Below are 26,185 nucleotides of genomic sequence, written 5' to 3'. Positions count from 1 at the left end.
CCCAGCCCCCCTCCCGACGGGGTTGATCATGCACGCCGAATCTCATCATCTGGACCAAAGCATTGCCGGGCGCTTCAAATACGCCATCTTCCTGACCGCCGCCACCCTCGTCGCGGAACTCGCCGGCGGGATCTGGACCAACTCATTGGCCCTCCTCTCCGACGCCGCTCACGTATTCCTCGACCTGTTCGCGCTGCTCCTCTCGCTGGGTGCCATCAAGCTCTCCACCTTCCCGACTTCCGATACCCGGACCTTCGGCTGGCACCGTGCCGAGGTCTTCGCCTCCTTCATCAACGGGGTGACCGTCTTCGTGATCGCGGGGATCATCTGCTATGAAGCGTTCGGCAGGATGCAGCACCCGGAAGAGGTCAAAAGCCTCCCCATGATGATCATTGCCGGGGTCGGCCTCGCGATGAACGTCTTCGCCGCGAGCGCACTGCATTCCCACTCCCACGACGACCTGAACGTGCACAGCGCGTTTCTCCACATGATCGGCGACGCCGCGGCTTCCATCGGCGTCATCGTCGGCGGCATCATCATGTACTTCAGCAACTGGTACCTCCTCGATGCCATCATCTCGGTAGGGATCGGCACGGTGATCTTCTGGGGATCCTGGCGCGTCATCCGGGAATCGGTGCACATCCTCCTGGAAGGTGTCCCCAAAGGTATCGACGTCAACGAGGTGGCGGCAGCGATCCGGGAGGTCGAGGGAGTGTCAGAGGTGCATCACGTCAACATCTGGACCATCTGCTCCCATATCCTGGCGCTTTCGGCCCATGTCGTGGTGCCGCCGAGCTTCCGCGGCGAACAGGGCGGCATGCTCAGGAAGATCGAGCAGGCCCTCTTCGAGAGGTTCCATATCTCCCACACGACCCTGCAGCTGGAGAGCACCCGCTGCACCGATGACCCGGGCGCCAAGCAGTTTCGCCACCGTCCCCGGGCTCACAGCCACGCGCATGGCCACACCCACCCGCACCGGCATCCGCACGGCGATAGCTGTTGCGGCCACGACCACGCCCATTAATCCCTCCGGAAAGGTACTACATGCTTGATTACGATCTGATCCTCGATGCGGCCACCCGTCTTAAAAAGCGGGTGCGTCGCACCGAGTTGATTCACGCCCACCACTTCAGCGAACGTCTCGGCCTGCCGCTTTACCTTAAATGCGAAAACCTTCAGAGAACCGGCGCCTTTAAAATCCGGGGAGCGATGAACTTCATGGCGGCCCAGCCGCGTTCTGCGCTGGCCGGCGGCGTCATTACCGCCTCGGCGGGCAACCACGCCCAAGGAGTTGCCTTTTCTGCCGACCTGCTGGGCGTCAAATCTACGGTTTACATGCCGGAAACCACCCCGCCGCAGAAGGTTTTCTCCACCCGCGACTACGGCGCGGAGGTCGTGCTGGAAGGGAAAAATTTCGACGAGGCGTGCAGCGCCGCGCTGACACGAAGCAAGGAGACCGGGGCGCTCTTCGTGCATCCGTTCGACGACCCGCTGGTGATGGCGGGGCAGGGAACCATCGGCTTGGAACTTCTGGAAGACCTTCCCGACCTCGCCAACGTCCTGGTCCCCATCGGTGGCGGCGGACTGATCGCCGGGATCGCCATGGCCATCAAAGAGACCCATCCCCATGTCAGGGTGATCGGCGTGGAGTCGGCCGCTGCGCCATCCATGCAAACGGCGATCAAGAAAGGGAAAGTCGTGACCGTGCCGATCCGGGCGAGCCTTGCCGACGGCATTGCCGTGAAAACGGCCGGCAGCGAAACCTATCCGGTGGTGCGGGACCTGGTCGACGAGATTGTCCTGGTGGAAGAAGAAGAAATCGCCCTGGCGATCGTGTCCCTTCTGGAACGCAACAAGCTGATGGTGGAAGGGGCCGGAGCGGTCGGGGTGGCTGCCCTTTTGAACCGGAAGGTGGCGAAGATTTCAGGGAAAACGGTGGCGCTTCTTTCCGGCGGGAACATCGACGTGAAGACGATCGCGGTGGTCGTGGAGCGAGGCATGCTCGCGGCGGGGCGCTACCTGAAGCTGAAGGTGGAACTGGACGACGTGCCGGGGGCGCTGGCGCGGCTGTCGACGGAAATCGCCGAGGCCCGGGCCAACATCTCGATCATCACCCACGATCGTCGCTCCGAATCGCTGCCGATCGGCAAGACGGAGGTGCTCGTAGAGCTGGAAACCCGTGGCCCGGACCATATCCGCGAGGTCATCAGCCATTTGGAGAGCAAGGGGTACAAGTTGATTCAATGATCAATGATCGTTGATCAATTCGATTAGCGCGCATCTTCAGCAGGACCGTTACCTCCCTCTCCTTCAAGGAGAGGGTCGGGGTGAGGATGGGGTTAAGTCGCTGATTTCGCCCCCCCATCCCCCACATCGTTGCAAGCCGCGCTTACGCGCGCCCCCCTTGAAGGGGGAGCGACGTGATGCTGAAGATAGACGCTAATCGGCATGACCAATGATCGTTGAACCCAAAAAGAACGGACAACCGGTCGTCAACTAGACTGGTTGTCCGTTCTTGTATGAGCAAACCGGGGGTTTCGTGGTCAACTGTCCATTGTCAATCGATTGCTTCCTGGCTCTTGATAACGCGGAGGAAAGCATCCCCATAACGGGCCATCTTGTGCTGGCCCACGCCGGTTATCTTTAACAGTTCCCACTTGTCCTTCGGACGCTGTGCCGCCATTTCGGCCAGCGTCGCATCGGCAAAGACCACGAACGGCGGCACCTGCTGTTCGTCGGCAATCTCCTTGCGCAACTCCCGCAGCTTCTGAAACAGCGCCCCTTCGTAGGCAGGTTTCTTCGCCGCTTTCTTCTCCACGACCTTGGTATCGCGGTGTCGCGCCAGCACCAGCTGCTCTTCGCCGCGCAAAAGCGGTCGGGCCCGTTCGGTCAGCTTCAAAACCGAGAAGTTCGCCACGTCCTGCTCCAGATAGCCCAAGTGAATCAGCTGGCGCATCAGCGTTCCCCAGGCATCCTGGGAGAGGTGCTTCCCGATCCCGTAGGTGGTGAGCCGATCGTGCCTCAAATCCAGAACCCGCTGGTTCTGCGAGCCGCGCAGGACCTCGATCACGTGCCCCATACCGAAGCGCTGCCCCACCCGGTACACGCACGACAACGCCTTGCGGGCATCCTCGGTCGCGTCGAAGCGCTCCGGCGGGTTCTCGCAGATGTCGCAGTTGCCGCAATCCTCTTCCAGCCGCTCCCCGAAATAGCCGAGCAGCACACGCCTTCGGCAGGTGGTCGCCTCGGCAAAGCCGATCATGCAGTTCAGCTTGTGCAACTCGATGCGGTTTTGCTCGGCATTGCCGCCGTTCTCGATCAGCCCCCTGGCTATGGCGATGTCGCCGTAGCCGAAGAGCAGGAGCGCATCCGCGGGCATCCCGTCCCTCCCGGCGCGCCCGGTCTCCTGGTAGTAACTTTCGATGCTTTTGGGCATGTCGTAGTGAACGACGAAACGGACGTTGGACTTGTCGATCCCCATCCCGAACGCTACCGTCGCCACCACCACCTTCACGTCGTCCCGCAAGAATTGGTCCTGCACCCGATGCCGCTCGGCGTCGGGGAGCCCAGCATGATAGGCGGCCGCCTTGATCCCGGCAGCGCGGAGTTTCTCGGCTACCTCCGCGACCCGTTTGCGCGACAGTGCATAGATAATCCCCGCCTCATCCTTTCGGCTCTGGAGGAAGGCCTGCAACTGCTGGAACGGCTTGTTCTTGTCGGCAACGGTGTAGCGGATGTTGGGACGGTCGAAGCCGGCAATGAACTGAGCCGCATCGGCAAGCCCCAGCCGGGACAGGATGTCGCCGCGGGTCTGGGCGTCCGCGGTAGCGGTGAGGGCGATCATCGGGACCGAGGGAAAAAGTTCCCGCAGCTGCCCCAGTTGGGCATATTCCGGTCGGAAATCATGCCCCCACTGCGAGACGCAGTGCGCCTCGTCGATCGCGAAGAGGGAAATGTCGAGGGGTTTGATCCGGTCCAGGAAGCCGTCGCTCAGCAGCCGCTCCGGTGACACGTAGAGGAGCTTGAGGGTACCGGCGTGCAGTTCGGCAAGGACGCGGCGGGCCTCGGTCTCGGTGAGTGCGGAGTTGTAACAGGCAGCGGGGACGCCGTTTTCCTTGAGGGCATCCACCTGGTCCTTCATGAGGGAGATAAGCGGCGAAACGACGAGCGCGGTCCCCGGGGAGCAAAGCGCCGGCACCTGGTAGCAAAGCGATTTCCCGCCCCCGGTCGGCATGAGGACGAAAGCATCCCCCCCGGAAAGCACCTGCTCCACGATCTCCCGCTGGGGCGGGCGAAACGTCTTGAAGCCGAAGACCTCGTGCAGGATTTTATCGGGGGATTCCATCGCTCACCTGGAGTTGAAACGGGACCGCTACGGGAAATGAAAACCAGAAAAGAAAAGCACGCGGGACTAGGCTGTCAACCGGGAACGCCTGAAAAATCGCGCCGCTTGGCGCCTAACCTTGCCAGGAATGCGCGGGTCAGCGGAGCTCCGTTTTCCGGATCGGCAAGCCCGGGGCGCCACAGGTCCTCATAGGTATCGACGTCGTACCACGGCTGGAGCAGCGCCGTAGTCAGCCCGGCCTCGCGTCCGCGTTCCAGGCTGGTCGCTAAAACGGCAGACGTCGACCAGGGGATATCCCGAAAGACCTGGTAATTGCAGTCGCGGACCCCCACCAGGTAGTATCCGCCATCCTCAACCGGTCCAAATACCGCGTCCGCCCCACCGCGCAGAGCGGCGAACGCGTCGGCTATAAAATGCAGCGGGAGATCGGGAGCATCGGTCCCGATGGCGGCTCGCTCAGTAAAACCGCGTTCCAGAAGAACCGTGAACGCCTGCTCCAAACGCTCACCCAGCCCACCCGGATGCTGCCGGATGCGCGGCACGTCAGGGACGGTCTCCTCGAAAAAAGCTTCGTCCCCATCGAAAAAAACGTATGTAGTTATCGGCAGTTGCCTTAGCCGCCCCAAAGTGTCGAGGAGCATGCAACGGTAGAGTTCGGCACATTCGTCGGGAAGAAGATCGGGGGAGAGACGTGTTTTAACGAAACCCGGAGATGGTGATTTTGCAAAAACAGCAAGGGCGCGTTGCATTAGCTAAACCACCTTAATCATTACAAATGAAGGTAAAATACCTAGCGTTGTCCACAGTTTTCCGAGTTTTCAACATGGTTATCCACAGTCTTTCCACTCGCCGGGGAAACCCGCATTAGATATTTTTACTCCGCTCTATCGCGGCGTAGGCAGAGTGTTTATGGATCGATTCGAAATTTTCCGCTTCGACGGAAAACCACGAGATGTTATCCATCGCCAGCAGGCGCACCGTCGCATCGCGCACCATATCCTCGACAAAACGGGGATTTTCGTAGGCGCGCTCGGTGACGAACTTCTCGTCTTCACGTTTCAAAAGCGAGTAGACCGGGGAGGAACCGCAGGCCTCGATGCATTCGATCAGGTCCTCGATCCAGAGAAATTCGTTGTAGCGGACCTGTACCGTCATGATCGAGCGCTGGTTGTGGGCGCCATAAGCGGAAAGCTCACGGCTGCAGGGGCAAAGCGAGGTGACCGGGACCTTGACGCCGAGGACGAAGTCAAAGTGGTCGGAGAGGGTAGCGGAGAAGGTGCAGGTGTATTCCATGAGGCTCTTGGCCCCCGAGACCGGCGCGGTTTTCTCGATGAAATAGGGGAATTCCATCTCGAGATGCGCACTGGAAGCGCCGAGCTTTTCCTTCATCTTGGCGAGGATCGTCTCCATTTTGTCCAGGGCGATCTTCTCGCGATAGGTGTTCAGGATCTCCACGAACCGGCTCATGTGGGTCCCCTTGAAATGATGCGGGAGATCCACGTACATGTTGATCCGGGCGACGGTGCTCTGGAACGAGCGGTTCTTGTCCATGACGACGATCGGGTAGGAGATGTCCTTGACGCCGACCTTGCCGATGGGGATGTTGCGGGTGTCCCGGGAAAGCTGCACGTCGGGGAACGGTTTTTTTCCTGGGACCGAAGCCCCAGCGGCCTGCTTGGTATCTTCCATCAAAGCTCTTCCTCTACAGTTTCACGTAGCGAATGGGATCGGTGACACCGGCTTCGGCAAATCCCTTGAGACGGAGGCGGCAGGAGTCGCACAGGCCGCAGGCCGTTCCATCCTCGGCCGGATCATAGCAGGAATGGGTGAAGGCATAGTCGACACCGAGGGAAAGTCCCTTCTCGATGATCTGCGCCTTGGTCAGGTCGATCAGCGGGGTATGGATCTGGTACTTTCCGGTCCCCTCGACTCCGGCCTTGGTGGCGAGGTTGGCCATCGCTTGAAAGGAGGCGATGAATTCGGGACGGCAGTCGGGATAGCCGGAGTAGTCGAGGGCGTTGACGCCGATGAAGATGTCGAAGGCTCCCAAGGTCTCGGCATAGCCGAGCGCGAAGGAGAGAAAGATGGTGTTGCGGGCCGGGACGTAGGTGACCGGGATGTCGTCCCCCACGCCGTCTTTGGGCACGGCGATGTCGGAGGTGAGGGCACTGCCGCCCATCTTGCGCAGATCGAATTCCACCAGCAGGTGATCCGCGGCACCCATCGGGCCGGCGTTACGCTTGGCCACCTCCAGTTCGTGGCGATGCCGCTGCCCGTAGCTGAAGCTCAAGGCGTACGGGGTAAACCCTTCGGCCTTGGCAATCGCCAGGCAGGTAGTGGAATCCAGTCCGCCGCTGTAAAGTACCACCGCTTTTTTCTGCATGAAACACCTCGTCTTGCTTTTCCTGCTTTGCCTCGGCTAATCTGCCCGCCGTCACCGGCCATAGTTACCGACAAATGTAGCGGCGCCGCATGCTGCGCCCGCAAAACCGATTGTCTGTTACCCCATCCTCACCCGGTCCCTCTCCTTGAAGGAGAGGGGACGTAACAGTAAGTGTGCGGAGAAAACGACCCGGGAAAAAAGAGGCCGCGCCGGGTGTCCGGTGCGGCCCTTTGCTAGGGCTACTCGACGAAACTCTTGAGCTTCTTCGCCCGGCTCGGGTGGCGCAGCTTTCTGAGCGCCTTCGCCTCGATCTGCCGGATCCTCTCGCGGGTCACCTCGAAATCCTGGCCGACTTCCTCAAGGGTATGGTCGCTCTTCTCGCCGATGCCGAAACGCATCCGGAGGACCTTCTCCTCACGCGGGGTGAGGGTGGAAAGGACCCGGGAGGTCTGCTCGGAAAGGTTCGCCTTGATGACCGCCTCAAGGGGGGAAACCACACCCTTGTCCTCGATGAAGTCGCCAAGATGGGAGTCTTCCTCTTCCCCGATCGGGGTCTCCAGGGAGATCGGCTCCTTGGCGATCTTCAGCACCTTGCGCACCTTGTCCAGCGGCAGCGCCATCCGCTCCGCGATCTCCTCCGGCGAGGGCTCGCGACCGATCTCCTGCACCAGCTGACGGCTGGTCCGGATCAGCTTGTTGATGGTCTCGATCATGTGGACCGGGATCCGGATGGTCCGGGCCTGGTCCGCGATGGCGCGGGTGATCGCCTGGCGGATCCACCAGGTGGCATAGGTCGAGAACTTGTAGCCGCGCTGGTACTCGAACTTGTCGACCGCCTTCATCAGGCCGATGTTCCCTTCCTGGATCAGGTCGAGAAACTGCAGGCCGCGGTTGGTGTATTTCTTGGCGATGGAAACGACCAGGCGGAGGTTCGCCTCGACGAGCTCGCTCTTGGCCAGCTTCGCCTTGTGTTCCCCTTCCTCGATCGCGCGCAGGGCGTTGGCGAGTTCGGAGGCTTTGAAGCCCGATTCCTGCTCGATCTTGGAGAGCTTCTTCTCCGCCGCGCGGAAGTTTTTCTCGAGTTTTTGGGCCGGCTCACCAGCCATGCCGACCCGCTTCTGAAATTTGTCGTCGGAGCTGCCGCGCAACTCCTCTACCGCGGTCAGGAAGACTTCCTTCTGGACCCCGCTCTCTTTTTCGAGGTCGGAGATTTCCTGCATCGCGTGATCGACCTTCAGGGAAAGCTCCTTGAGGCGCAGGGAGATCTTCTCGATGTGGCGGTCCTTCAGGCGCAGCGACTTGAGGAGCTCGGCCATCTTGGCCCTGAGCTCGGTGCTCTCTTCCTGAAGCGGCGCCTGCTGGTCGGCAGGAGTGGCGTCGGATTCCAGCTGGGTCTGGATCTCGTCCATCCGCTGCTGGTGCTCCTTGATCTCGTCGATGATGCCGAGCACGCGCAGCGCCTGGAGATCTTCTTCGCCCTCTTCCAGTACCTCTTCCTCGACATCCTTGGAGATCTCGATGGCCCCGATCTGCCCCTTGCGGAGGCGCTCGCCGAGGTTGATGACCTCGTTGACGGTGATCGGGGTATTGAGGATGACGCTCGCGACGTCGCGCTCGCCCACCTCGATCCGCTTGGCGATCTCGACTTCCCCTTCGCGGGTCAAAAGCGATACGGAGCCCATCTCGCGCAGGTACATCCGGACCGGGTCCGAGGTGCGCCCCAGGGTGCCGGGCTCGAATTCGACTTCGTCCTGCTCCCCTTCGTGCTCCTCTTCCTCCTCAAGATCCATCTTGATCTTGGGGATCTTCACCTTCTGCGCGGAGTCGACGATCTCGATATCCATATCGCCGAACATGCTCATAACGTCGTCGATCTGATCGGACGAGACTATATCGGGGGGGAGGAGGTCGTTCACCTCTTCATAGGTGAGGAACCCCTTCTCCTTGCCGAGGTCGATCAGCTGTTTCACTTCATCCATACTTTTCTTTGCCATTAAGCACACCCCGCTACCGCAGATACTCTATAGTAATTTCGCTTTGATATTTCGCAACTGTTCGATCTCAGCCAAAAGCTCCCGGTAGCGCGGCGACTCCGGGTCGACCTGGGCAAGCTCCCTGGCCAGGGTCTTGACCCGCTTCAGGTAGTCACGCTCCAGCGTCTGGCGGCATTGTTCGAACGCCTTCAGCGGATCGATGTCCTCCAGGTGCTCGTCTTCGACGAACAGCGAGGAGAGCCTCGTCCGCTCCTCCGGGCTCTCGATGTTTTCAAGCAGCGCCGGAATATCCACCCCTTCCTGGGCGGTCTGCGCGACGATGGCCTGCGCGACCGCAAGCTCACTGCCGCTGAAAAGTCTATCGGCCCCATGCTGCATAACCTTAGTGGTTACTTCGGGGAACTTCACCATGAGCGAGAGGAGTACCTCCCGCGGCCCCGCCGTCTCGCGCTTTACCCGCGGTTCCGGTCTGGGCGCGTTGGGCGCCGGTCCCATCGTGCGCCGCATCGTTCCCTGATCCAGGCCGAGCACCTTCGCGATCTCTTTCTCGTAGAGCGAGCGCTCCAGGGAATTGCGCATCTTCATCAGGCGCGGCTTGACCTCGCGGTCGAAGGCGAGCTTCCCCTCGACGCTGCGCACGTCGAGCTCGGTCAAAAGGTCCTTGTAAAAGAACTCGAAGATCGGTACCGCCTGGTCCAGAAGCGGTGCAAACCCTGCCGCGCCTTCGCGGCGCAGGAAGGTATCCGGATCGTCCTCGACGGGAACCCGGACCACCGCGGCGGGAAACTCCGCCTCGAGAAACAGGTCCAGCGCCCGGACCGTCGCCTTGCGCCCGGCCGAGTCGCCGTCGAAAAGGACGTAGGCCTTTTCCGCGTAGCGCCTCAGCAGCTGCAGGTGCCCCGGGGTCAGCGCGGTGCCGCAGGTGGCGACCACGTTGGTGAACCCGGCCCGGTAGAGGGCGAGGTGGTCGAAGTATCCTTCGACGATGATCGCGTTCCCCTTTTCCCGCATCCCCTTCTTCGCCATGTCGAGCCCGAACAGGACCTCGCTCTTGCGATAGATGGGGGACTCCGGGGAGTTGATGTATTTGGGGAGCGAGTCGTCCATGACCCTTCCCCCGAAACCGATGGTCCTGCCGTGCAGGTCCGCGATGGTGAAGAGGAGCCGGTTGCGGAAGGTGTCGTAGAACCCGCCCCCGTCGCGGCGCCGCAACAGCCCAAGTTTTTCCGCCTGCTCCGGCGCGATCCCCTTGCGCTGCAGGTGCTTGGCCAGGTTGTCCCAGCCCGCCGGCGCAAATCCCATCCGGTAGATTCCGGCGATGGTGCGGTCCACGCCGCGACCCTTGAGATAGCTCCGTCCGGCTTCCCCCGCCTCGTCGGTGGAGAGGACCTGCTGGTAGAATTCCCCGGCCAGTTCATTGACCCGGTAGAGGATCTCCGCCTCGTCCATCTGCCGCTTTTCGTCGCGGGAGAGCGGCCGTTCCGGAATCTCGACCCCCACCCGCTTGGCGAGAAATTTCACCGCCGAAGGGAAGTTCATCCCTTCCATGCGCATCACGAAGGTCACCACGTTGCCGCCGGTGCCGCAGCCGAAGCAGTGGAAGATGCCGCGCGCCGGGTTCACGTTGAAGGAGGGTGTCTTCTCCCCGTGGAACGGGCAGAGTCCCTGGTAGTTCGAGCCCGACTTCTTGAGGCTCATGTACTCCGAGATCACCTCGACAATCGAGGCCCGCTCCCGTACCTCCCTGACCTTCTCATCCGCTATCATTTTTGGTAAACCTTATCGTTTCTGCGCTTCAGTCAGCCCCTTTGCCACTTTGCTGTGCTCCCACCCTGCCGCTATGCTCGCCCCGGTCGCCGCAAAAGATTGTGCCGTCCTCGAGTGCGAGATCCATCCCTTCAGCTTGTCCGGCACCGGCTTCGTCGTCCCCAGGTAGAGCAGCACGCAAAGGACAAAGCCACCCTCCAGAAAACCGAAAACGATGCCGCCGATGCGGTTGATCCCTCCCAACAGCATGATCTTGAAGACGACAGTGAAGAGATGACCGAGAAAATAGAAGAGGATGCCGAGCAGCAAAAAAACGAGGAGAAACGACAGCGGCTGCGCCACCTGCGGGGGGAGATTGATGAAGAACTTGATCCCCTGCGCTACGGAGGGGTAATACCTGAAAGCGGCCCAGCCGCCCAATACGAGCCCAAGGAGAGAACATGCTTCCCGGACCAGCCCTTTTGAGAATCCTTTAGCGACAAAGAATAAAAGGATGGCCCAAATGAGGATGTCGAGAAGGATCATGTAAACACCTGGCAGCAGCTACAAAGTAAAAGTAGGGGCAATCGCAAGAATCGCCCCCACCTCAACTGCACCGGAAACCTGCAAGCATCCCCGGGAGGTCCCGGGGATACCCATTTACGCAAGTTTCTGCTTCACAACTTCGCTAACCAGCTTGCCGTCTGCACGGCCGGAAACCGAGGGGGCGAGGTACTTCATGACCTTTCCCATATCCTTGCCGCCGGAGGCGGAAGTCTCGGCAATAGCTTTTTCCACGAGGGATTCCAGCTCTTCCCGGGTCAGTTGTTGAGGCAGGAACTCGAGCATGACACCCAGTTCCGCCTCTTCTTTATCCACCAGCTCCTGTCTGCCTGCTTCCTTAAAGAGCCTGATGGATTCCCGGCGCTGTTTGCAGAGGGTCGAGATGGCTTCGGTGATCTCCGCGTCGTTGAGCTCGCGACGCTGCTCGATGGCGCGGTTTTTCACCGTGGAGATCATCATCCGGATGGTGGACAAACGGAGAGCGTCGCGGCTCTTCATGGCCAGTTTCATCTCGGACTGCAGTTTCTCCATAAGTTGCATACTACCCTCTACTAGTCAGCCATCTTCCGCTGTTTTTTCAGAGCACGTTTCCGCGCGGCAATGGCCTTTTTCTTCTTCTTGATACTGGGTTTTTCGTAATGTTCTCTCTTACGAACCTCGGAAAGGATCCCAGCTTTCTCGCACTGCTTCTTGAACTTTTTCAGTGCAAGCTCAAACGGCTCAGCTTCTTTTACCTTTACTCCCGGCATTCATATTCCCCCCCCTTCTCTACTGGATTTACTAACTTGTGTGGGTGATCGGGCCGGCAGACACTATTCAAGGAATACGCATCATAGCACTATAGATGCAATTGTCAATAATTTTCTATAACTTGACTGAGAGGTCACTCCTGGCGGGAAGCCTTCTCCTCGAGCCCTGACATTCCGAAGCGTCTTCTGAGCTCGGCATAGACCTCTTCGGGGTCGATGTCATAGAATCCGAGCAGGACCAGGTTGTGAAAGATGAGGTCCGCCGTCTCGTAGACGATCTCCTCGCGTTTCCCGCCCTTGCCGGCGATGACCACCTCGGTGGCCTCCTCCCCGACTTTCTTGAGGATCTTGTCGATCCCCTTCTCGAAAAGCTTCGCGGTGTAGGAGGATTCCGTCGGCTGCGCCTTGCGCTCCTGGATCACCCGGTAAACCGCGCTTATGATTTCCGCCCCTCCGCGTTCCATCGCAACTCCTCGATCTAAACTGGTTGCCGGTCAGCGGCCAATCCCCAGGGATTTCCGGCTGTTCCCAGCGTAGCTTCTTATTGTACGCCTATCCTATCGGAAAAAGCAAACTCCCGACCCAGCGGGGTTTTCACCCCGCCGGCCGCTAGAGCCGGACCGCCACGCCCCGATCCCGGAGGTATTCCTTGGCCTCCTGGATGGTGTGCTCGCGGTAGTGGAAGATGGAAGCGGCCAGGCAGGCGCTGGCCCCCGCATCGGTAAAACCGTCGTAGAGATGGGAAAGGTTTCCCACCCCGCCCGAGGCGATGACCGGGATGTTGACCGCGTCAACCACCGCGCGGGTCAAAGCCAGATCGTAGCCGTCCTTGGTCCCGTCGCGGTCCATGCTGGTAAGCAGGATCTCTCCCGCGCCGAGCTGTTCCATCTTGGCGGCCCACTCGATCGCGTCGATCCCGGTCGGGTTGCGCCCGCCGTGGGTGTAGACCTCCCACCCGCCGCCGACCCTGCTCCGCGCGTCGATGGCGACGACGGTGCACTGGGACCCGAACCGCTCCGCCGCCTCGTTGACGAACTCGGGGCGGTGCACCGCGGCCGTGTTGATGGAGACCTTGTCCGCGCCGGCGTTCAGCAGGCGGCGGATGTCTTCCACGACGCGCACGCCGCCACCGACGGTGAGCGGCATGAAGACCCGCTCGGCGGTGCGCCGCACCACGTCGATGATGATGTCGCGCTCGTCCGAGGAGGCGGTGATGTCGAGGAAGGTCAGCTCATCCGCGCCCTGGCGGTCGTAGAGCTCCGCGATCTCCACCGGATCGCCGGCGTCCCGCAGTTCCAGGAACTGGACCCCCTTCACGACCCGGCCGCCTTTCACGTCGAGGCAGGGGATGATTCTTTTCGTCAGCATGTGGTTTTCTCCGAAAACGAGTTCCAATTTCGAGGTTCAGAGTCCTGAGTGCCGGAGCACAGGAAACTGTGAACCTGGAACTTGGAACTCCGAACTATTTTTTGGTCAGCGCGATCGCCTCGGCGAGGTTGATGGCGCCGCTGTAGATCGCCTTGCCGGTGATGACGCCGGTCACCCCGGAGGACTCGATCGCCATCAGGTTCTCGATGTCCTTCAGCGAGGAAAGACCGCCCGAGGCGATGACCGGGATGCTGATCGCTTCGGCAAGCGCCTTGGTGGCCGCGATGTTCGGTCCCTGCATCATACCGTCGCGGCTGATGTCGGTGTAGATGATCGCGGAGACGCCGTAGCCTTCGAACTTCTTGGCCAGCTCGGTCGCCGTGATGCCGGTCACTTCGGCCCACCCCTGGACCGCGACCATGCCGTCCTTGGCGTCGATGCCGACCACGATCCGGCCGGGAAAGAGGGCGCAGGCCTCCTTGACGAGGTCGGGATTCCGTTGGGCGGCGGTGCCGATGATGGCGCGCCCGATCCCGAGGGAGAAGTAGGACTCGATGGTGGCGATGTCGCGGATCCCGCCGCCGAGCTGGGTCGGGATGGTGACGTTTTTCACGATCGACTCGATGGCCGCACGGTTTTTCGGTTCGCCGGCGAAGGCGCCGTCCAGGTCCACGATGTGGAGGAGTTCGCCCCCCTGGCGCTGCCACTCGGCAGCCTGGGCACCGGGATCCTCGTTGAAAACCGTGTCCTTTTCCATGAGCCCCTGCTCCAGGCGGACGCAGCAGCCGTTTTTGAGATCGATCGCGGGAATTACTATCATTTACAGCTCCAAGTCGTAGGTTATTTCAGCTGCGCGAAGTTCTTCAGCATGGCCAGGCCCTTGTCCTGGGATTTCTCCGGGTGGAACTGGGTCGCCATGACGTTGTCCCGCCAGATCGAGGAACAGAACTCGATGCCGTAGCCGGTGGTGGAGGCCACCACCGCCTCATCATCCGGCTTCACATAGTAAGAGTGCACGAAGTAGACGTTGGTCCCCTCGGCAATCCCCCCGTAAAGCGGTGCGGGCTTCTTCAGGGCAATCTGGTTCCAACCCATGTGCGGGACCTTCAGCTCCTCGTCGGCTTCCTTCATCCCCTCGGGAAAACGGACCACGCGCCCCGGGATGACGTCGAGCCCCTTGTGCAGCCCGAACTCCTCGCTCTCGGTGAAAAGAAGCTGCAGCCCGAGGCAGATCCCGAGAAACGGCTTGCCGGCCCCAATCACTTTCAGGATCGGCTCGACGAAGCCCCCCTCTTCGAGGTTCTTGATGCAGTCGCGAAACGCCCCGACGCCGGGAAGCACCACCCGGTCCGCCTCGAAGAGGACCTTCGGGTCGGTGGTCACCACCGCGTCGAAACCCACCTTCTCAAAACCCTTCTGCACCGAGCGCAGATTGCCCATGCCGTAATCGATTATCGCTATCATACGCCCCATTCCCTACAGCTTGCCCTTGGTGGACATGACCCCTTCGATGCGCGAATCGTGCTGGGTCGCCTGATCCAGCGCCCGGGCCGCGGCCTTGAAGCACGCCTCCACGATATGGTGAACGTTGTCGCCGTACATGACGTTGACATGGAGGTTCGCCCCGCAGTGGTTCACGAAGCCCTGGAAGAACTCCTTCACCAGCTCGACGTCGAAATCCCCGATCTTCACCTTCGGCAGCCGCACGTTGTACACCAGAAAAGGACGGCCGGAAAGGTCGGTGGCAACGGCAGCCAGCGTCTCGTCCATCGGGACGGTGGCCTGGCCGTAGCGGCGAATCCCCTTTTTGTCGCCCAGCGCCTCCTTGAAGGCGGTCCCGAGCACGATCCCGATGTCCTCCACGGTGTGGTGGAAATCGATGTCGATGTCCCCGTGCGCCTCGACCTGCAGGTCGAACAGGCCGTGTCGGGCGAAGAGGTCCAGCATGTGGTCGAGGAAGGGGACCGACGTGCAGATCTTGGAATCGCCCTTGCCGTCGATGGTAAGGGAGAGCTTGATCTGGGTCTCCTTGGTGATCCGTTCGATGACTGCCGATCTCATGTACGTTCGCCCTCCTTGGATGGCATTGAATGCAATTACTTAAGGCGCAGGCTCACCGAGCGGGCGTGGGCGTCCAGCCCTTCCAGCCCGGCGATGCGGACGATCTCGTTACCGACCCGCTGCAAGCCCCCCTGGGTGAAATGGATGATGGAGCTCTTTTTCACGAAGTCGTCCACCGACAGCGGCGAAAAGAAACGGGCGGTTCCGCCGGTGGGAAGCGTGTGGTTCGGGCCGGCCAGGTAGTCGCCGGAAGCCTCCGGGGTGTAGTGCCCCATGAAGATGGCGCCGGCATTGGTAATGAGCGGCAGGATCTCGAAGGGGTTCTCCACGGCGAGTTCCAGGTGCTCCGGAGCGATCCGGTTGGAGAAGGAAATCGCCTCTGCCAGGTTTCCGGCCACGATGATGACACCGAAGGATTCCCACGACTTCCGGGCGATACCTTCACGCGGCAGGATCTTCAGCTGCCGCTCGACCTCTTCGGCCACCGCCTCAGCAAAGGTGCGGCTGGTAGTGATGAGGACCGACGAAGCCAGCTCGTCGTGTTCGGCCTGGGAGAGAAGGTCGGCGGCGATGTGGGCGGCATTGCCGCTGCCATCGTTGATGACCAGGATTTCGCTCGGACCGGCGATCATGTCGATCCCCACCTGGCCGAAGACGAGCTTCTTGGCGGTGGCGACGTAGATGTTGCCCGGGCCGGTGATCTTGTCGACGCGGGGGACGGTTGCGGTCCCGTAGGCCAGGGCCGCGACCGCCTGGGCCCCGCCGATGCGGAAGACGCGGTCGACGCCCGCCAGCTTGGCCGCAACCAGGACGTGCGGGTTGGCCTCACCCCCCGGGGTCGGGGCGACCATGACGATCTCGCCGACGCCGGCGACCTTGGCCGGAACCGCGTTCATGATGACGCTGGAGGGATAGGACGCCTTCCCCCCCGGGACGTAGATCCCGACCTTGCTGAGCGGCGTCACCTTCTGGCCGACCATGATGTCCGGCTCCTCGGTGGAGATCCAGCTCTGCTGCTTCTGCTTTTCATGAAAGCGAGCCACGCGCTCGACGGCGAGTTTAAGGGCGGCCAGGTCCTGCGGTTCGACCTGGGCAAAAGCGCGGTCGAAATCCGCCTGGGTCACTTCAAGCCCGGCGGCAGCGCACTCCAGCCGGTCGAAGCGGCGGGTGTATTCCAAGAGGGCCTCGTCGCCGCGGCTGCGGACGGCCGAGATGATATCCAGCACGACCCCTTCGACCTCGCGGCCGCTCTCCTCGCCGCGCTCGACGATGGCGTCGAATTTCGCCTGAAAACCTTCTTCACGTATGTCGAGGAACTGCATGTGTCGCGCCCTCCAGCGGGTTCTACGTTCGGCACTCAAGCCTCGTACCCAAGGTCCACCTTGGGTACGCAAGATGTTCAAAGCTCCAGCTTTGTGAAAGGACTCGCGCAGCTGGAGCTTCGAAAAGTGATGCCGCTCCCAAGCTGGAGCTTGGGAACGAGATTCCTTTTCTCTGCAATCCTCAGCAGCCCCGAAAGGGCCCTAAATATGTTTTTCCAGCCCGGAGATGATCTCGGAGATCCGCTCGTGCTTGGTCTTCAGGCTCGCCCGGTTCACGATCAGCCGGCAGGTGATCTCGGCGATGGTCTCCACCTCGACCAGCCCGTTCTGCTTCAGGGTCTCACCGGTGGAGACGAGGTCGACGATCCGCTCGGAAAGCCCGACCAGCGGCGCAAGCTCGATCGAGCCGTAGAGCTTGATCAGCTCGACCTGGACCCCTTTGCTGGCGAAATACTTCTCGGTCACATGCGGGTACTTGGTCGCGATCCGGATATGGTTCCAGGCGGCGGGATCGTCCTGGGCGGAAAGGCCCGCGGGCTCGGCGACCATCAGGCGGCAATAGCCGAACTTCAGGTCGAGCGGCTCGTAGAGGTCTTTTTCCTGCTCCATCAGCGTGTCCTTGCCGACGATGCCCAGATCGGCGCAGCCGTACTCGACGTAGGTCGGAACGTCGGTGGCCCGGACGATCATGTAACGCATCTTCTGCTCGGCGTTCTCGAAGACGAGCTTGCGGGTATCCGAAAGGAGCTCCTCGCAGTCGATCCCGATCTTCTTGAAAAGGGCCACCGAGTCGTGCAGGATGCGTCCCTTGGGAATGGCAATGGTGATGAAATCGCTCATAAAAAAGCCCTTCCTATAACCCTTGTGCTCCCCCCTTTGCGAAGGGGGGTCGGGGGGGATTCGGTTTTTGAGGTTTCCGTTAAGCCGTTGGAAAAGCAAAACCTAACGGCAAATCCCCCTGAATCCCCCTTTGCTAAAGGGGGACGATTGGGACCTTGCGGCGTAGCACGCTGCGCCGCTAAACCCCGGTCTCGTCCTTCACCCGCTGGACGTCGGCGCCCAGACCGGCGAGCTTCTTCTCGATGAACTCGTAGCCGCGGTCCAGATGGTAAATGCGGGTGATCTCGCTGGTGCTGTCCGCGGCAAGGGCGGCCAGGATCAGCGAGGCCGAGGCGCGAAGGTCGGTCGCCATGACCGGTGCGCCGGAGAGTTTCTTCACCCCTTTGACCGTGGCGGTGTTCCCCTCGACCACGATGTCGGCACCGAAGCGGAGCAGCTCGGAGACGTGCATGAACCGGTTCTCGAAGATGTTCTCGCTGATGACGCTGGCCCCGTCGGCCAGGCACATGAGCGCCATGAACTGGGCCTGCATGTCGGTCGGGAAACCCGGGTACGGACGGGTCTTGATATTGACGCTGCGGACCTTCGCCGGCCCCTTGACCCGGACCACGTTGTCCTTGTTGGTGATCTGCACCCCCGCATCCTGGAGTTTGAACGCCAGCGCGTCGAGGTGATCCAGGCGCATGTTGTGGATGCGGACGTCGCCGCCGGTGATCGCCGCGGCCACCATGAAGGTACCCGCCTCGATCCGGTCCGGCATCACCGAGTGTTTGGCCGGAGTAAGGGAATCGACGCCGGTGATGCGGATGGTGTCGGTTCCGGCCCCGTCGATCTTCGCCCCCATCTTGATGAGCATCTCGGCAAGATCGACGATCTCGGGCTCGCGAGCGGCGTTTTCCAGGATCGTGTCCCCTTCGGCCAATGCCGCAGCCATCAAGAGCTGCTCGGTCCCGCCGACGGTGGAGATGTCGAAGTTGATCCGGGCTCCCTTAAGCTTCTTCGCCTTCGCCTCGACGTAACCGTGCTCCAAGGTGATCTCGGCGCCGAGAGCGGCAAGCCCTTTCAGGTGCAGGTTGATCGGACGGGCGCCGATGGCGCAGCCGCCGGGGAGCGAGACGCGGGCCTGGCCGAAGCGGGCCAGCAGCGGCCCGAGCACCAGCACCGAGGCACGCATGGTGCGGACCAGGTCGTAGGTGGCCTCGTAGCTGTTCAGGTTGGTGGTGTCGATCTTGACCAGGTTCCCTCGCCCCTCGACGCTGGCGCCGAGCTGCTCCAGAACCTTGATGGTGGTGTTGATGTCCCGGAGGAAGGGAACGTTGCTGATCTCGTGGCAGCCGGGGGCCAGGATGGTGGAGATGAATATGGGGAGAGCGGCGTTCTTGGAGCCACTGATGCTCACATCGCCCGAAAGTTTCTTGCCGCCGTTGATGATGAGTTTGTCCACTCGATACCTCGTTGTATTTTTAGCGCCGCGTCGCGGCTAGGAGGCGCGCCCGAGCCGGGCTCCGACGACGCGGTCGATTCCCGCAGGGTCGGCCGCGGTGAACGATGAATCACCGAAACCGCCCTTTTGGAGCAGGCCGAGCACGTCAGGTGCCTGTCCGGCACCCACCTCGAAAAGAAGCCATCCGCCATCGACCAGGTGCGCAGGCGCCTGGGCTACGATGGTGCGGTAGAAATCAAGGCCGTCCGCCCCCCCATCCAGTGCTCCCATCGGTTCGAAATCGCGGACCTCGGGTTGCAGGGTGGCCAGTTCGTCCTTGCGGATGTACGGCGGATTGGAAACGATCATGTCGAAGCGACGGCCGGCGCAAGGAGCAAAGAGCGATCCTTCGCAAAATTCCACGGTCGCACCGTTTTTCTCCGCGTTTTCCCGGGCGACCTCGATCGCTCCCGGGGAAACATCGACAGTGGTGACCCTCGCTTCGGGAAGAAGGTGCGCCAGGGATATGGCAACGCAGCCGCTGCCGGTTCCGATATCCAGGATGGCGCCCGTCTTCGGCGCCCGCTGCACCGCCTCGTTCACCAGTACTTCGGTGTCGTAGCGCGGGATCAGGACGCTCGGGGTGACCCGAAACTCGAGCCCCATGAACTCCTGGGTGCCGAGAATGTACTGGAGCGGTTCGCGCTTGGCCCGGCGGGCCACCATGGAGCGGTAAGCGGTGAGCTCGGCGTCGGACAGGGGCTTGTCGAAGTTGCAGTAGAGCCCGACCCGGTCCAGGGAAAGGACCTCGCACAGCATCCACTCCGCTTCCAAACGGGCGTTTTCCACCCCTTTTTCAGCAAGGTATCCCTTGGTCCAGTTCAGGACCTTGAGCACGTCCCATCGTTCCAACGGCAAACCCCATCCTCACCCTGTCCCTCTCCTTGAAGGAGAGGGGACGCTTTGGGCAAGTGTCCTGTGATTTCGATTCCCTAGCCCCTAGCCCCCAGTTCCTAGCCCCGGTTTCTAAGCTTCGCTCTGCGCCTGGAGCGCTTCCATCTGGTAGTGGGTGCGCAGGGCCTCGGTGATCTCGTTGATGTCGCCGGCCATGATGGCATCGAGGCGGTACAGGGTCAGCCCGATCCGGTGGTCGGTCATCCTTCCCTGCGGGAAGTTGTAGGTACGGATCCGCTCGCTCCGGTCGCCGCTGCCGACCTGGCTCTTCCGGTCCGCTGCCAGCTTCGCGTTCTGCTCGGTCACGATGGTGTCGAGGATCTTGGACTTCAGAACCTTCATCGCCTTCGCGCGGTTTTTGATCTGGCTCCGCTCTTCCTGGCAGGCAACCACGGTGCCGGTCGGGAGGTGGGTGATCCGGACCGCAGAGTCGGTGGTGTTGACGTGCTGGCCGCCGGCCCCCGAGGAACGGTAGACGTCGATCTTCAGGTCCGCCGGGTTGATGTCGACGTCAACGTCTTCCGCTTCGGGAAGGACCGCGACCGTGGCGGCACTGGTGTGGATCCGCCCCTGCGCTTCGGTCTCCGGAACGCGCTGGACCCGGTGGGTCCCCGACTCGTACTTGAGCTTGGCGAAGACCCCCGTCCCCTCGATGAGCGCAACGACCTCCTTGTACCCCCCCTTCTCCGACTCGGAGCAGGAGATCATCTCGACGCGCCAGCGGTTGGTCTCGGCGAAACGGTTGTACATGCGGAAAAGGTCGCCGGCAAAAAGGGCCGACTCGTCCCCGCCGGTTCCGGCGCGGATCTCCAAAACGACGCTCTTGTCGTCGTTGGGGTCCTTGGGCAGGAGCAGCACCTTGATCTCGGCTTCCAGCTTCTCGCGACGCTCCGCCAGGTCCTCGAGTTCCGCCTGGGCCATCTCGCGCATCTCCTGGTCCGGCTCTTTCAGCAGTTCCTGGTTGTCCTCGATGTCGGAGAGGACCTTCTTGTATTCGCGGAAGGCGGCGATCAGCTCGGTGAGGCCGGAATGCTCCTTGGAGAGCTTGCGGAATTCCTGCTGGTTGGCCAGCACCTCGGGATCGGCCAAGAGCGACTCCAGTTCCTCGAACCGCCGCTCCAGATCTGCAATTTTTTCAAACATCCAAACTCCGCGGGCCATGAGCAGTGAGCCAAGAGCACTGAGCAGTCTCGTCTGCTCGATCACCCTTTCCCCACTCCCACACCCTGTACTTAATAGTCATTCAAACTAGCTGCGAACAGGCACAAACCGGTTCATTGCTCTTTGCTCACTGCTAAACGACCAGCCGGTCGTCCTTGTGCCCGCCGTTGAGCTCCAGGGCGGTATTCATCGAGCGGATCGCGACCTCGATCTGGCTGTCGTCCGGCTCCCGGGTGGTCAGCCGCTGCAGGGCAAGCCCGGGGGCGATCACCAGCTTCACCAGCGGGTTGCCGTCGTGCTTCGCGCTCCACTTCAGCACCTCGTACGAGACGCCGGCGATGATCGGCAGGAGCAGGATGCGCGCCCCGGCCTTGAAATAAAACGGCCACAGTTTCGGGATCAGCGAGAAGATCAGGATGCTCACCAGCATGACGATGAGCAGGAAACTGGTCCCGCAGCGCGGGTGCAGGCAGCTGTACTTCCGCACGTTCTCGACGGTCAGTTCCTCCCCCGCCTCGAAGGTGAAGATCGATTTGTGCTCCGCCCCGTGATACTGGAAGACCCGCTGGATGTCCTTCATCCGGGAGATGGCGGTTATGTAGACGAGGAAGACGGTCACCCGGATCACGCCGTCCACCAGGTTGAATACCAGGTTGGACTGCCCGATGATCGGGACCAGCAGCTTGGTCAGGTACAGGGGGAGAATGAAAAACAGCAGGATGCCGGCCCCGAAGGCGACCGCCATGGTGCCGCCGATCGCCATGGAGCTCAGCTCCTCCTTCTCCTCGCCCTCGGCGATCGCCTCGTTGGCGGAGAAGTTGAGCGCCTTGATGCCGATGATGAGCGAACTGAAAAGCGCCACCGCGCCACGCACGATGGGGAGTTTCACGACCGGGAACCGCTCGGAAAGCGGGATCACGGTCTCGCTTTTCACCGAAATCTCGCCGTCGGGACGCCTGACGGCAATGGCCAGGGAACGCGGTGCCCGCATCATGACCCCTTCAAGAACCGCCTGACCGCCGATGTTGATCTTGGACATGCTCACCTCTGGTACTGCTCACCACTGAAACGAAACCTGCGAACGACCTCCCTCCCCATCGAGGGGAGAGTCGGGGTGGGGATGGGCTTCGTCACCCCCGAAAAACCTCATCCCCCTCCGTCCGCCCCGTGAAGGGGAGGGCCCGGAAAGGAACCAGGCAATAGCTCCGTTACAGCTTCCGGAAGAACTCCCTCACGTCCGCCATCTTTCCGCAGCACATCGCCCCTTCCGGGCACGGGCCGCTGAGGCATCCCGGACCGGCCGAACCGAAAACGGTCGGCGCCACCGGGCGGACCAGTTTCAGCATCTCGATCGCCATCGCCCGGATTTCCCACTGGGCCCGCTCGCAGCAGCGCACCCCGAAGAAATGCAAAAGCTCGCGCGCGTTCATGGTGACGATGATCTTGGTGTGGGTCGCGTTGGGAAGCAGGTAGCGGGCGTCTTCCGCCGGCACCCCCGCCTCGACCAGCGCGGCGTAGGCCGCGTGAACCGCGGCGATCTGGGCCCCGAACACCTTGGCGTGCTCGGGGTTTGCGGCGATCGACGGCGGCGTCACCACATCGAACTGCTCGGTATGGGATACGTAACGCTGGGACTGCTGGGAATACGAGGCGACCCGGTGCCGGACCAACTGGTGGGTGGTCACCCGGGAAATCCCTTCGATCCCGAAGGTGAAGCTGGCGTGCTCCAGCACCGACTGGTGCCCCAGCGACATGATCTTGTCGAGGAAGGACTTGATGTCCGCGCCGGTGATCCGTTCCTTGAGCGCTTCGATGTCGACCTTCGAATAGCAGAGGCGGGCGGCGAGCGCGATGGTCTGTTCTGGTTCGGGGGTGTGTTGCAGCAGAGCGACGTTCATGAAGAACCTTCGAGCGGGGGTACTGCGTGAATCATGAAAAAACGAAACAAGGGGATTTCGCCATAGACAAAATCCCCTCGAACGGATGCTCGGTCATGAGAATCGCTATTTCGATTCCAGGTTGTACCGCTTGCGGAAGCGCTCGACGCGGCCGGCGGTGTCGATCAGCTTCTGCTTGCCGGTGTAGAACGGGTGGCAAGCCGAGCAAATTTCGGTGGAGATCTCCGCCTTGGTGGACCGGGTCTGGAACGTATTGCCGCAGAGGCACTTAACGGTGATCTCGTTGTACTTGGGGTGAATCCCTTCTCTCATATCTTCCTCCTCGCGGGGCGCGCCCGTTTACCTTTGGCATGTGATCAGCCAGAAAGTATTCACCAATAACATTTTGGCGATACTATTTCAACCCTTTTTTCTACTTGCTCATCGAGTCCAGGAACTCCTGGTTGGTCTTGGTCCCAGTGAGCTTGGAGATCAGGAACTCCATGGAGTCGACCACGTTCATCGGGTGGAGCACCTTGCGCAGGATCCAGATCCGGTTCAGGGCCGACTTGTCGATCAAGAGCTCCTCTTTACGGGTCCCGGACTTGTTGATGTCGATCGCCGGGAAGGTCCGCTTCTCGACCAGCTTGCGGTCGAGGTGAAGCTCCATGTTGCCGGTACCCTTGAACTCTTCGAAGATGACCTCGTCCATCTTGCTGCCGGTGTCGACCAGCGCGGTGGCGATGATGGTGAGCGAGCCTCCTTCCTCGATGTTGCGGGCCGCTCCGAAGAAGCGCTTCGGCTTGTGCAGCGCGTTGGAGTCGACACCGCCGGAGAGGATCTTGCCGGAGGGGGGAATGACCGTGTTGTAGGCGCGGGCCAGACGGGTGATCGAGTCGAGCAGGATCACGACGTCGCGCTTGTGCTCCACGAGGCGCTTGGCTTTCTCGATGACCATCTCGGCCACCTGGATGTGACGGGAGGCGGGCTCGTCGAAGGTGGAGGAGACGACCTCACCCTTGACCGAGCGCTGCATGTCGGTGACCTCCTCGGGACGCTCGTCGATGAGCAGAACGATGAGGAAGACTTCCGGATGGTTTTCGGCGATCGAGTTGGCGATGTTCTGGATCAGCATCGTCTTGCCGGTACGCGGCGGCGCGACGATGAGCCCCCTCTGCCCCTTGCCGATCGGAGCGATCAGCTCCATCACGCGGGTGGACATGTTGTCCGGAGCGGTCTCCAGCTTGAGCTTTTCCTCGGGGTAGAGCGGAGTCAGGTTGTCGAAGAGGATCTTTTCGCGGGCCACGTCGGGAGACTCGTGGTTGACGGTCTCGACCTTGAGCAGGGCGAAGTAGCGCTCCCCCTCCTTCGGAGGACGGATCTGCCCGGCGACGGTGTCACCGGTGTGCAGGTTGAAACGGCGGATCTGCGACGGGGAGACGTAGATGTCGTCCGGCCCCGGCAGGTAGTTGTAGTCCGGCGCCCGAAGGAAACCGAAGCCATCCGGAAGGGTCTCCAGAACCCCCTCCCCGAAGATCATGCCGTTCTTCTCGGTCTGGGCGTTCAGGATCGCGAAGATCAGATCCTGTTTGCGCAGACTGGACGCACCCTCTATGTTTAGACCCTTGGCGATAGCTGTCAGATCGTTAATCTTCTTTTCTTTGAGTTCCTGTAAGTTCATCTGTTCTCCTGGCATTGACGCAGGTGTAGGGGTAAGGGTCAAGCGTGGATGGGGTTTGAGAAATCTTCCATGGATGGAGTGGGTATGGACAATCTGGACTATCTATAGCGGATGGGCGCTTTGGTTGTATGACCTGGATTTAGGGTGCTGGGTGTGTCGGTACGGATCCGGTATGAAAAGGAGCAGAGGCAGTTGCAAAGGTAATATTGAGGATATTGGAAATTTATACTCTTGACTCTTGTGCCTTGTCAATATTTTTTTACGCTGACCAAACTCTTGTAACCCGCTGTTTTTGCACGCCTACCAAGCATCATAGCGCTTTCCTCTGTGTCATTCCAGATCATTTTCTGTGACAGGATCCCTTTCCACCGGCACGCTCCCCTCGGCCGGAGCGGCATATTTGGTACCGCTGCGCCGTTTGCGCCGGGCCTTCTGCCGCCTGAGCTTTTCGACGGCCAAGTCCTTTTTGGTGGGCGCGCCGGAAGCCGCTTCCAGCTTTTCGAGGAGGTAGCGCCGGGCCAGGAAGCGGTTCAGCGACTGGCTGCGCGATTCCATGCACTTCACCTCGATACCGGTGGGAAGGTGCTTGAGGTAGACGCAGGAAGAGCCCTTGTTGACGTGCTGCCCCCCGCGCCCCGAGGCATGTACGAAATGCTCCTCCAGGTCCTGATCCCGCACCCCGAGCGCTTCCATCCGCTCCTTGAGCCACCGGTTCTTCTCTGCGCTTACCGAAAAATCGACCATAGCTCCCTTGTAACCCGAACCACCCGGACAAGGAAAGAGGATTCAACCGGCGTCTGCTGTCTCCGGCATTTCCTTGGTTATAATTCACGACTCGGAGGTGGCCCCCATGACGACAGCGAAACGACCGGCAATGCTGATCTCCGCCTATCTGGACCGCGAACGTTATTCCGTACGCATCGTCCGCTACCGGGTCCCGGTCGCGGGATTGCCGGCGGCTTTCGACGGGTTCACCATCCTGCAATTGAGCGATCTGCACGACAAGGAATTCGAAGCGGGCGGGAAGGCACTCCTGGAGCTCCTCGCCCGGGAGCCGTTCGACCTCGTCGTCTTCACCGGCGACCTGGTGCTGGGACCGCGCTACCGGCTCACCCCGGCCCTGGACCTGGTGCAGGGGCTTGCGCGGGTGCCGGTTTTCTCGGTTTCGGGGAACCACGACTGGGGGGAAAGCGGCCACGACCACGGCATCGGCATGCGTATCAAGCAGGCACTGGAGGAAGCGGGTGCCCGGGTCCTCTCCAACCAGGGGGTTTGCCTGGAACGGGACGGGGCACGGTTGTGGATCACCGGGGTGGACGACCCGGTGACCGGCAAGGACCGGCTGAATCACGCGCTGGCCGGCATCCCCTCCGGGGAGCGGCGGCTGCTTTTGGCCCATTCCCCCCATATCTTTCCGCGCGCGGCGGCGGCCTCGGTGGACCTCGTGCTGGCCGGTCACACCCACGGGGGCCAGATCCGCCTTCCCGGCCTGCGCGCCGTCTATGTTCCCAAGCTCGGCTTTTTCCCCCGCTGGGACTACGGATTCTTCCGCCACGGCACGTCCGCGCTGGTGGTAAACGCCGGGCTCGGCGAGAGCTGGCTCCCGGTACGCTGGAACATCCCCCCCGAGGTGACCCTGGTCACCCTGGTCGCCTCGTGAAACCGCCCCGCAAGATCCTGCCGAAATCCCAGAGAGCATCAAACGCCGAAGTCGCCG

The 26,185-nt window shown here is 61.3% G+C and carries 27 protein-coding genes; 3 read left to right on the top strand and 24 right to left on the bottom strand.

The window, feature by feature from the left end; all coding sequences use genetic code 11:
• The first annotated feature begins 28 nt into the window (after positions 1 to 28).
• On the top strand, positions 29 to 1,024 hold the full coding sequence (locus JFN93_RS09180) for a cation diffusion facilitator family transporter (RefSeq protein WP_199383762.1): 996 nt from the start codon (positions 29 to 31) through the stop codon (positions 1,022 to 1,024).
• Between the two features lie 20 nt (positions 1,025 to 1,044).
• Positions 1,045 to 2,247: a threonine ammonia-lyase gene (gene ilvA, locus JFN93_RS09175; RefSeq protein ID WP_199383761.1), complete on the top strand. Its 1,203-nt coding sequence runs from the start codon at positions 1,045 to 1,047 to the stop codon at positions 2,245 to 2,247.
• Positions 2,248 to 2,557: 310 nt separating this feature from the next.
• On the opposite strand, the gene recQ is transcribed toward ilvA, so the two are convergent.
• The 24 genes from recQ to JFN93_RS09055 form a co-directional block, all read right to left on the bottom strand.
• A complete protein-coding gene (gene recQ / locus JFN93_RS09170) occupies positions 2,558 to 4,345 on the bottom strand; it encodes a DNA helicase RecQ (protein ID WP_199383760.1) in 1,788 nt (595 codons plus the stop codon).
• Positions 4,346 to 4,419: 74 nt separating this feature from the next.
• Entirely contained in the window at positions 4,420 to 5,094 is a 675-nt protein-coding gene (locus tag JFN93_RS09165) for a TIGR04282 family arsenosugar biosynthesis glycosyltransferase (RefSeq protein WP_199383759.1), read from the bottom strand.
• A 115-nt stretch (positions 5,095 to 5,209) separates the two neighbouring features.
• Positions 5,210 to 6,034, bottom strand: coding sequence for a GTP cyclohydrolase FolE2 (folE2, locus tag JFN93_RS09160; protein ID WP_199383758.1), 825 nt, complete (start codon positions 6,032 to 6,034; stop codon positions 5,210 to 5,212).
• A 13-nt stretch (positions 6,035 to 6,047) separates the two neighbouring features.
• The gene (gene queC / locus JFN93_RS09155; RefSeq protein WP_199383757.1) at positions 6,048 to 6,728 is read right to left on the bottom strand and encodes a 7-cyano-7-deazaguanine synthase QueC; all 681 of its coding nucleotides are present in this window, start codon (positions 6,726 to 6,728) and stop codon (positions 6,048 to 6,050) included.
• A gap of 239 nt (positions 6,729 to 6,967) precedes the next feature.
• The gene (gene rpoD, locus JFN93_RS09150) at positions 6,968 to 8,722 is read right to left on the bottom strand and encodes an RNA polymerase sigma factor RpoD (RefSeq protein ID WP_199383756.1); all 1,755 of its coding nucleotides are present in this window, start codon (positions 8,720 to 8,722) and stop codon (positions 6,968 to 6,970) included.
• 27 nt (positions 8,723 to 8,749) lie between these two features.
• Positions 8,750 to 10,489, bottom strand: coding sequence for a DNA primase (dnaG, locus tag JFN93_RS09145; protein ID WP_199383755.1), 1,740 nt, complete (start codon positions 10,487 to 10,489; stop codon positions 8,750 to 8,752).
• A 12-nt stretch (positions 10,490 to 10,501) separates the two neighbouring features.
• A complete protein-coding gene (locus tag JFN93_RS09140; RefSeq protein WP_199383754.1) occupies positions 10,502 to 11,014 on the bottom strand; it encodes a CvpA family protein in 513 nt (170 codons plus the stop codon).
• A 114-nt stretch (positions 11,015 to 11,128) separates the two neighbouring features.
• Complete coding sequence (locus JFN93_RS09135) at positions 11,129 to 11,572, bottom strand: GatB/YqeY domain-containing protein (RefSeq protein ID WP_199383753.1); 444 nt, start codon at positions 11,570 to 11,572, stop codon at positions 11,129 to 11,131.
• A gap of 11 nt (positions 11,573 to 11,583) precedes the next feature.
• Positions 11,584 to 11,781, bottom strand: coding sequence for a 30S ribosomal protein S21 (gene rpsU, locus JFN93_RS09130; RefSeq protein ID WP_199383752.1), 198 nt, complete (start codon positions 11,779 to 11,781; stop codon positions 11,584 to 11,586).
• 134 nt (positions 11,782 to 11,915) lie between these two features.
• A complete protein-coding gene (locus JFN93_RS09125) occupies positions 11,916 to 12,245 on the bottom strand; it encodes a phosphoribosyl-ATP diphosphatase (RefSeq protein ID WP_199383751.1) in 330 nt (109 codons plus the stop codon).
• 145 nt (positions 12,246 to 12,390) lie between these two features.
• A complete protein-coding gene (gene hisF / locus JFN93_RS09120) occupies positions 12,391 to 13,149 on the bottom strand; it encodes an imidazole glycerol phosphate synthase subunit HisF (protein WP_199383750.1) in 759 nt (252 codons plus the stop codon).
• Between the two features lie 94 nt (positions 13,150 to 13,243).
• Positions 13,244 to 13,969: a 1-(5-phosphoribosyl)-5-[(5-phosphoribosylamino)methylideneamino]imidazole-4-carboxamide isomerase gene (gene hisA, locus JFN93_RS09115; RefSeq protein WP_199383749.1), complete on the bottom strand. Its 726-nt coding sequence runs from the start codon at positions 13,967 to 13,969 to the stop codon at positions 13,244 to 13,246.
• Between the two features lie 20 nt (positions 13,970 to 13,989).
• Positions 13,990 to 14,613: an imidazole glycerol phosphate synthase subunit HisH gene (hisH, locus tag JFN93_RS09110; protein ID WP_199383748.1), complete on the bottom strand. Its 624-nt coding sequence runs from the start codon at positions 14,611 to 14,613 to the stop codon at positions 13,990 to 13,992.
• 12 nt (positions 14,614 to 14,625) lie between these two features.
• Entirely contained in the window at positions 14,626 to 15,210 is a 585-nt protein-coding gene (hisB, locus tag JFN93_RS09105; protein ID WP_199383747.1) for an imidazoleglycerol-phosphate dehydratase HisB, read from the bottom strand.
• A 35-nt stretch (positions 15,211 to 15,245) separates the two neighbouring features.
• Positions 15,246 to 16,532 (bottom strand): histidinol dehydrogenase, encoded by a 1,287-nt coding sequence (gene hisD, locus JFN93_RS09100; protein ID WP_199383746.1) that lies wholly within the window; start codon positions 16,530 to 16,532, stop codon positions 15,246 to 15,248.
• Positions 16,533 to 16,733: 201 nt separating this feature from the next.
• Complete coding sequence (gene hisG, locus JFN93_RS09095; RefSeq protein ID WP_199383745.1) at positions 16,734 to 17,372, bottom strand: ATP phosphoribosyltransferase; 639 nt, start codon at positions 17,370 to 17,372, stop codon at positions 16,734 to 16,736.
• A gap of 178 nt (positions 17,373 to 17,550) precedes the next feature.
• Positions 17,551 to 18,816 carry a UDP-N-acetylglucosamine 1-carboxyvinyltransferase gene (gene murA, locus JFN93_RS09090; RefSeq protein WP_199383744.1) on the bottom strand — a complete coding sequence of 422 codons (1,266 nt, stop codon included), beginning with the start codon at positions 18,814 to 18,816 and terminating at the stop codon, positions 17,551 to 17,553.
• Between the two features lie 36 nt (positions 18,817 to 18,852).
• Positions 18,853 to 19,713 (bottom strand): peptide chain release factor N(5)-glutamine methyltransferase, encoded by an 861-nt coding sequence (gene prmC / locus JFN93_RS09085; protein WP_199383743.1) that lies wholly within the window; start codon positions 19,711 to 19,713, stop codon positions 18,853 to 18,855.
• A gap of 108 nt (positions 19,714 to 19,821) precedes the next feature.
• Positions 19,822 to 20,892 carry a peptide chain release factor 1 gene (gene prfA, locus JFN93_RS09080; RefSeq protein ID WP_199383742.1) on the bottom strand — a complete coding sequence of 357 codons (1,071 nt, stop codon included), beginning with the start codon at positions 20,890 to 20,892 and terminating at the stop codon, positions 19,822 to 19,824.
• A gap of 151 nt (positions 20,893 to 21,043) precedes the next feature.
• Positions 21,044 to 21,949: a DUF1385 domain-containing protein gene (locus JFN93_RS09075; protein ID WP_199383741.1), complete on the bottom strand. Its 906-nt coding sequence runs from the start codon at positions 21,947 to 21,949 to the stop codon at positions 21,044 to 21,046.
• Between the two features lie 169 nt (positions 21,950 to 22,118).
• The gene (gene thyX, locus JFN93_RS09070) at positions 22,119 to 22,808 is read right to left on the bottom strand and encodes an FAD-dependent thymidylate synthase (RefSeq protein ID WP_199383740.1); all 690 of its coding nucleotides are present in this window, start codon (positions 22,806 to 22,808) and stop codon (positions 22,119 to 22,121) included.
• 105 nt (positions 22,809 to 22,913) lie between these two features.
• Entirely contained in the window at positions 22,914 to 23,120 is a 207-nt protein-coding gene (gene rpmE / locus JFN93_RS09065; RefSeq protein WP_199383739.1) for a 50S ribosomal protein L31, read from the bottom strand.
• Between the two features lie 100 nt (positions 23,121 to 23,220).
• Positions 23,221 to 24,468: a transcription termination factor Rho gene (gene rho, locus JFN93_RS09060; RefSeq protein ID WP_199383738.1), complete on the bottom strand. Its 1,248-nt coding sequence runs from the start codon at positions 24,466 to 24,468 to the stop codon at positions 23,221 to 23,223.
• Between the two features lie 330 nt (positions 24,469 to 24,798).
• On the bottom strand, positions 24,799 to 25,212 hold the full coding sequence (locus tag JFN93_RS09055) for a peptide chain release factor family protein (RefSeq protein ID WP_199383737.1): 414 nt from the start codon (positions 25,210 to 25,212) through the stop codon (positions 24,799 to 24,801).
• A 106-nt stretch (positions 25,213 to 25,318) separates the two neighbouring features.
• Here JFN93_RS09055 and JFN93_RS09050 point away from each other — a divergent pair, with 106 nt between their 5' ends.
• Positions 25,319 to 26,128 carry a metallophosphoesterase gene (locus tag JFN93_RS09050; protein ID WP_199383736.1) on the top strand — a complete coding sequence of 270 codons (810 nt, stop codon included), beginning with the start codon at positions 25,319 to 25,321 and terminating at the stop codon, positions 26,126 to 26,128.
• Positions 26,129 to 26,185 lie beyond the last annotated feature (57 nt).

Origin of the sequence: Geomesophilobacter sediminis (assembly GCF_016458275.1) — a bacterium.
Lineage (GTDB): Bacteria > Desulfobacterota > Desulfuromonadia > Geobacterales > Geobacteraceae > Geomesophilobacter > Geomesophilobacter sediminis.
This window is presented reverse-complemented; position numbering and strand designations above follow the sequence as displayed.

What these genes read in the sequence shown, in the direction of transcription:
- JFN93_RS09180 (WP_199383762.1), top strand. Translation starts at nt 29, where the DNA reads ATGCACGCCGAATCTCATCATCTGGACCAAAGCATTGCCGGGCGCTTC.
- ilvA (WP_199383761.1), top strand. Translation starts at nt 1,045, where the DNA reads ATGCTTGATTACGATCTGATCCTCGATGCGGCCACCCGTCTTAAAAAG.
- recQ (WP_199383760.1), bottom strand. Translation starts at nt 4,345, where the DNA reads ATGGAATCCCCCGATAAAATCCTGCACGAGGTCTTCGGCTTCAAGACG.
- JFN93_RS09165 (WP_199383759.1), bottom strand. Translation starts at nt 5,094, where the DNA reads ATGCAACGCGCCCTTGCTGTTTTTGCAAAATCACCATCTCCGGGTTTC.
- folE2 (WP_199383758.1), bottom strand. Translation starts at nt 6,034, where the DNA reads ATGGAAGATACCAAGCAGGCCGCTGGGGCTTCGGTCCCAGGAAAAAAA.
- queC (WP_199383757.1), bottom strand. Translation starts at nt 6,728, where the DNA reads ATGCAGAAAAAAGCGGTGGTACTTTACAGCGGCGGACTGGATTCCACT.
- rpoD (WP_199383756.1), bottom strand. Translation starts at nt 8,722, where the DNA reads ATGGCAAAGAAAAGTATGGATGAAGTGAAACAGCTGATCGACCTCGGC.
- dnaG (WP_199383755.1), bottom strand. Translation starts at nt 10,489, where the DNA reads ATGATAGCGGATGAGAAGGTCAGGGAGGTACGGGAGCGGGCCTCGATT.
- JFN93_RS09140 (WP_199383754.1), bottom strand. Translation starts at nt 11,014, where the DNA reads ATGATCCTTCTCGACATCCTCATTTGGGCCATCCTTTTATTCTTTGTC.
- JFN93_RS09135 (WP_199383753.1), bottom strand. Translation starts at nt 11,572, where the DNA reads ATGCAACTTATGGAGAAACTGCAGTCCGAGATGAAACTGGCCATGAAG.
- rpsU (WP_199383752.1), bottom strand. Translation starts at nt 11,781, where the DNA reads ATGCCGGGAGTAAAGGTAAAAGAAGCTGAGCCGTTTGAGCTTGCACTG.
- JFN93_RS09125 (WP_199383751.1), bottom strand. Translation starts at nt 12,245, where the DNA reads ATGGAACGCGGAGGGGCGGAAATCATAAGCGCGGTTTACCGGGTGATC.
- hisF (WP_199383750.1), bottom strand. Translation starts at nt 13,149, where the DNA reads ATGCTGACGAAAAGAATCATCCCCTGCCTCGACGTGAAAGGCGGCCGG.
- hisA (WP_199383749.1), bottom strand. Translation starts at nt 13,969, where the DNA reads ATGATAGTAATTCCCGCGATCGATCTCAAAAACGGCTGCTGCGTCCGC.
- hisH (WP_199383748.1), bottom strand. Translation starts at nt 14,613, where the DNA reads ATGATAGCGATAATCGATTACGGCATGGGCAATCTGCGCTCGGTGCAG.
- hisB (WP_199383747.1), bottom strand. Translation starts at nt 15,210, where the DNA reads ATGAGATCGGCAGTCATCGAACGGATCACCAAGGAGACCCAGATCAAG.
- hisD (WP_199383746.1), bottom strand. Translation starts at nt 16,532, where the DNA reads ATGCAGTTCCTCGACATACGTGAAGAAGGTTTTCAGGCGAAATTCGAC.
- hisG (WP_199383745.1), bottom strand. Translation starts at nt 17,372, where the DNA reads ATGAGCGATTTCATCACCATTGCCATTCCCAAGGGACGCATCCTGCAC.
- prfA (WP_199383742.1), bottom strand. Translation starts at nt 20,892, where the DNA reads ATGTTTGAAAAAATTGCAGATCTGGAGCGGCGGTTCGAGGAACTGGAG.
- JFN93_RS09075 (WP_199383741.1), bottom strand. Translation starts at nt 21,949, where the DNA reads ATGTCCAAGATCAACATCGGCGGTCAGGCGGTTCTTGAAGGGGTCATG.
- thyX (WP_199383740.1), bottom strand. Translation starts at nt 22,808, where the DNA reads ATGAACGTCGCTCTGCTGCAACACACCCCCGAACCAGAACAGACCATC.
- rpmE (WP_199383739.1), bottom strand. Translation starts at nt 23,120, where the DNA reads ATGAGAGAAGGGATTCACCCCAAGTACAACGAGATCACCGTTAAGTGC.
- rho (WP_199383738.1), bottom strand. Translation starts at nt 24,468, where the DNA reads ATGAACTTACAGGAACTCAAAGAAAAGAAGATTAACGATCTGACAGCT.
- JFN93_RS09055 (WP_199383737.1), bottom strand. Translation starts at nt 25,212, where the DNA reads ATGGTCGATTTTTCGGTAAGCGCAGAGAAGAACCGGTGGCTCAAGGAG.
- JFN93_RS09050 (WP_199383736.1), top strand. Translation starts at nt 25,319, where the DNA reads ATGACGACAGCGAAACGACCGGCAATGCTGATCTCCGCCTATCTGGAC.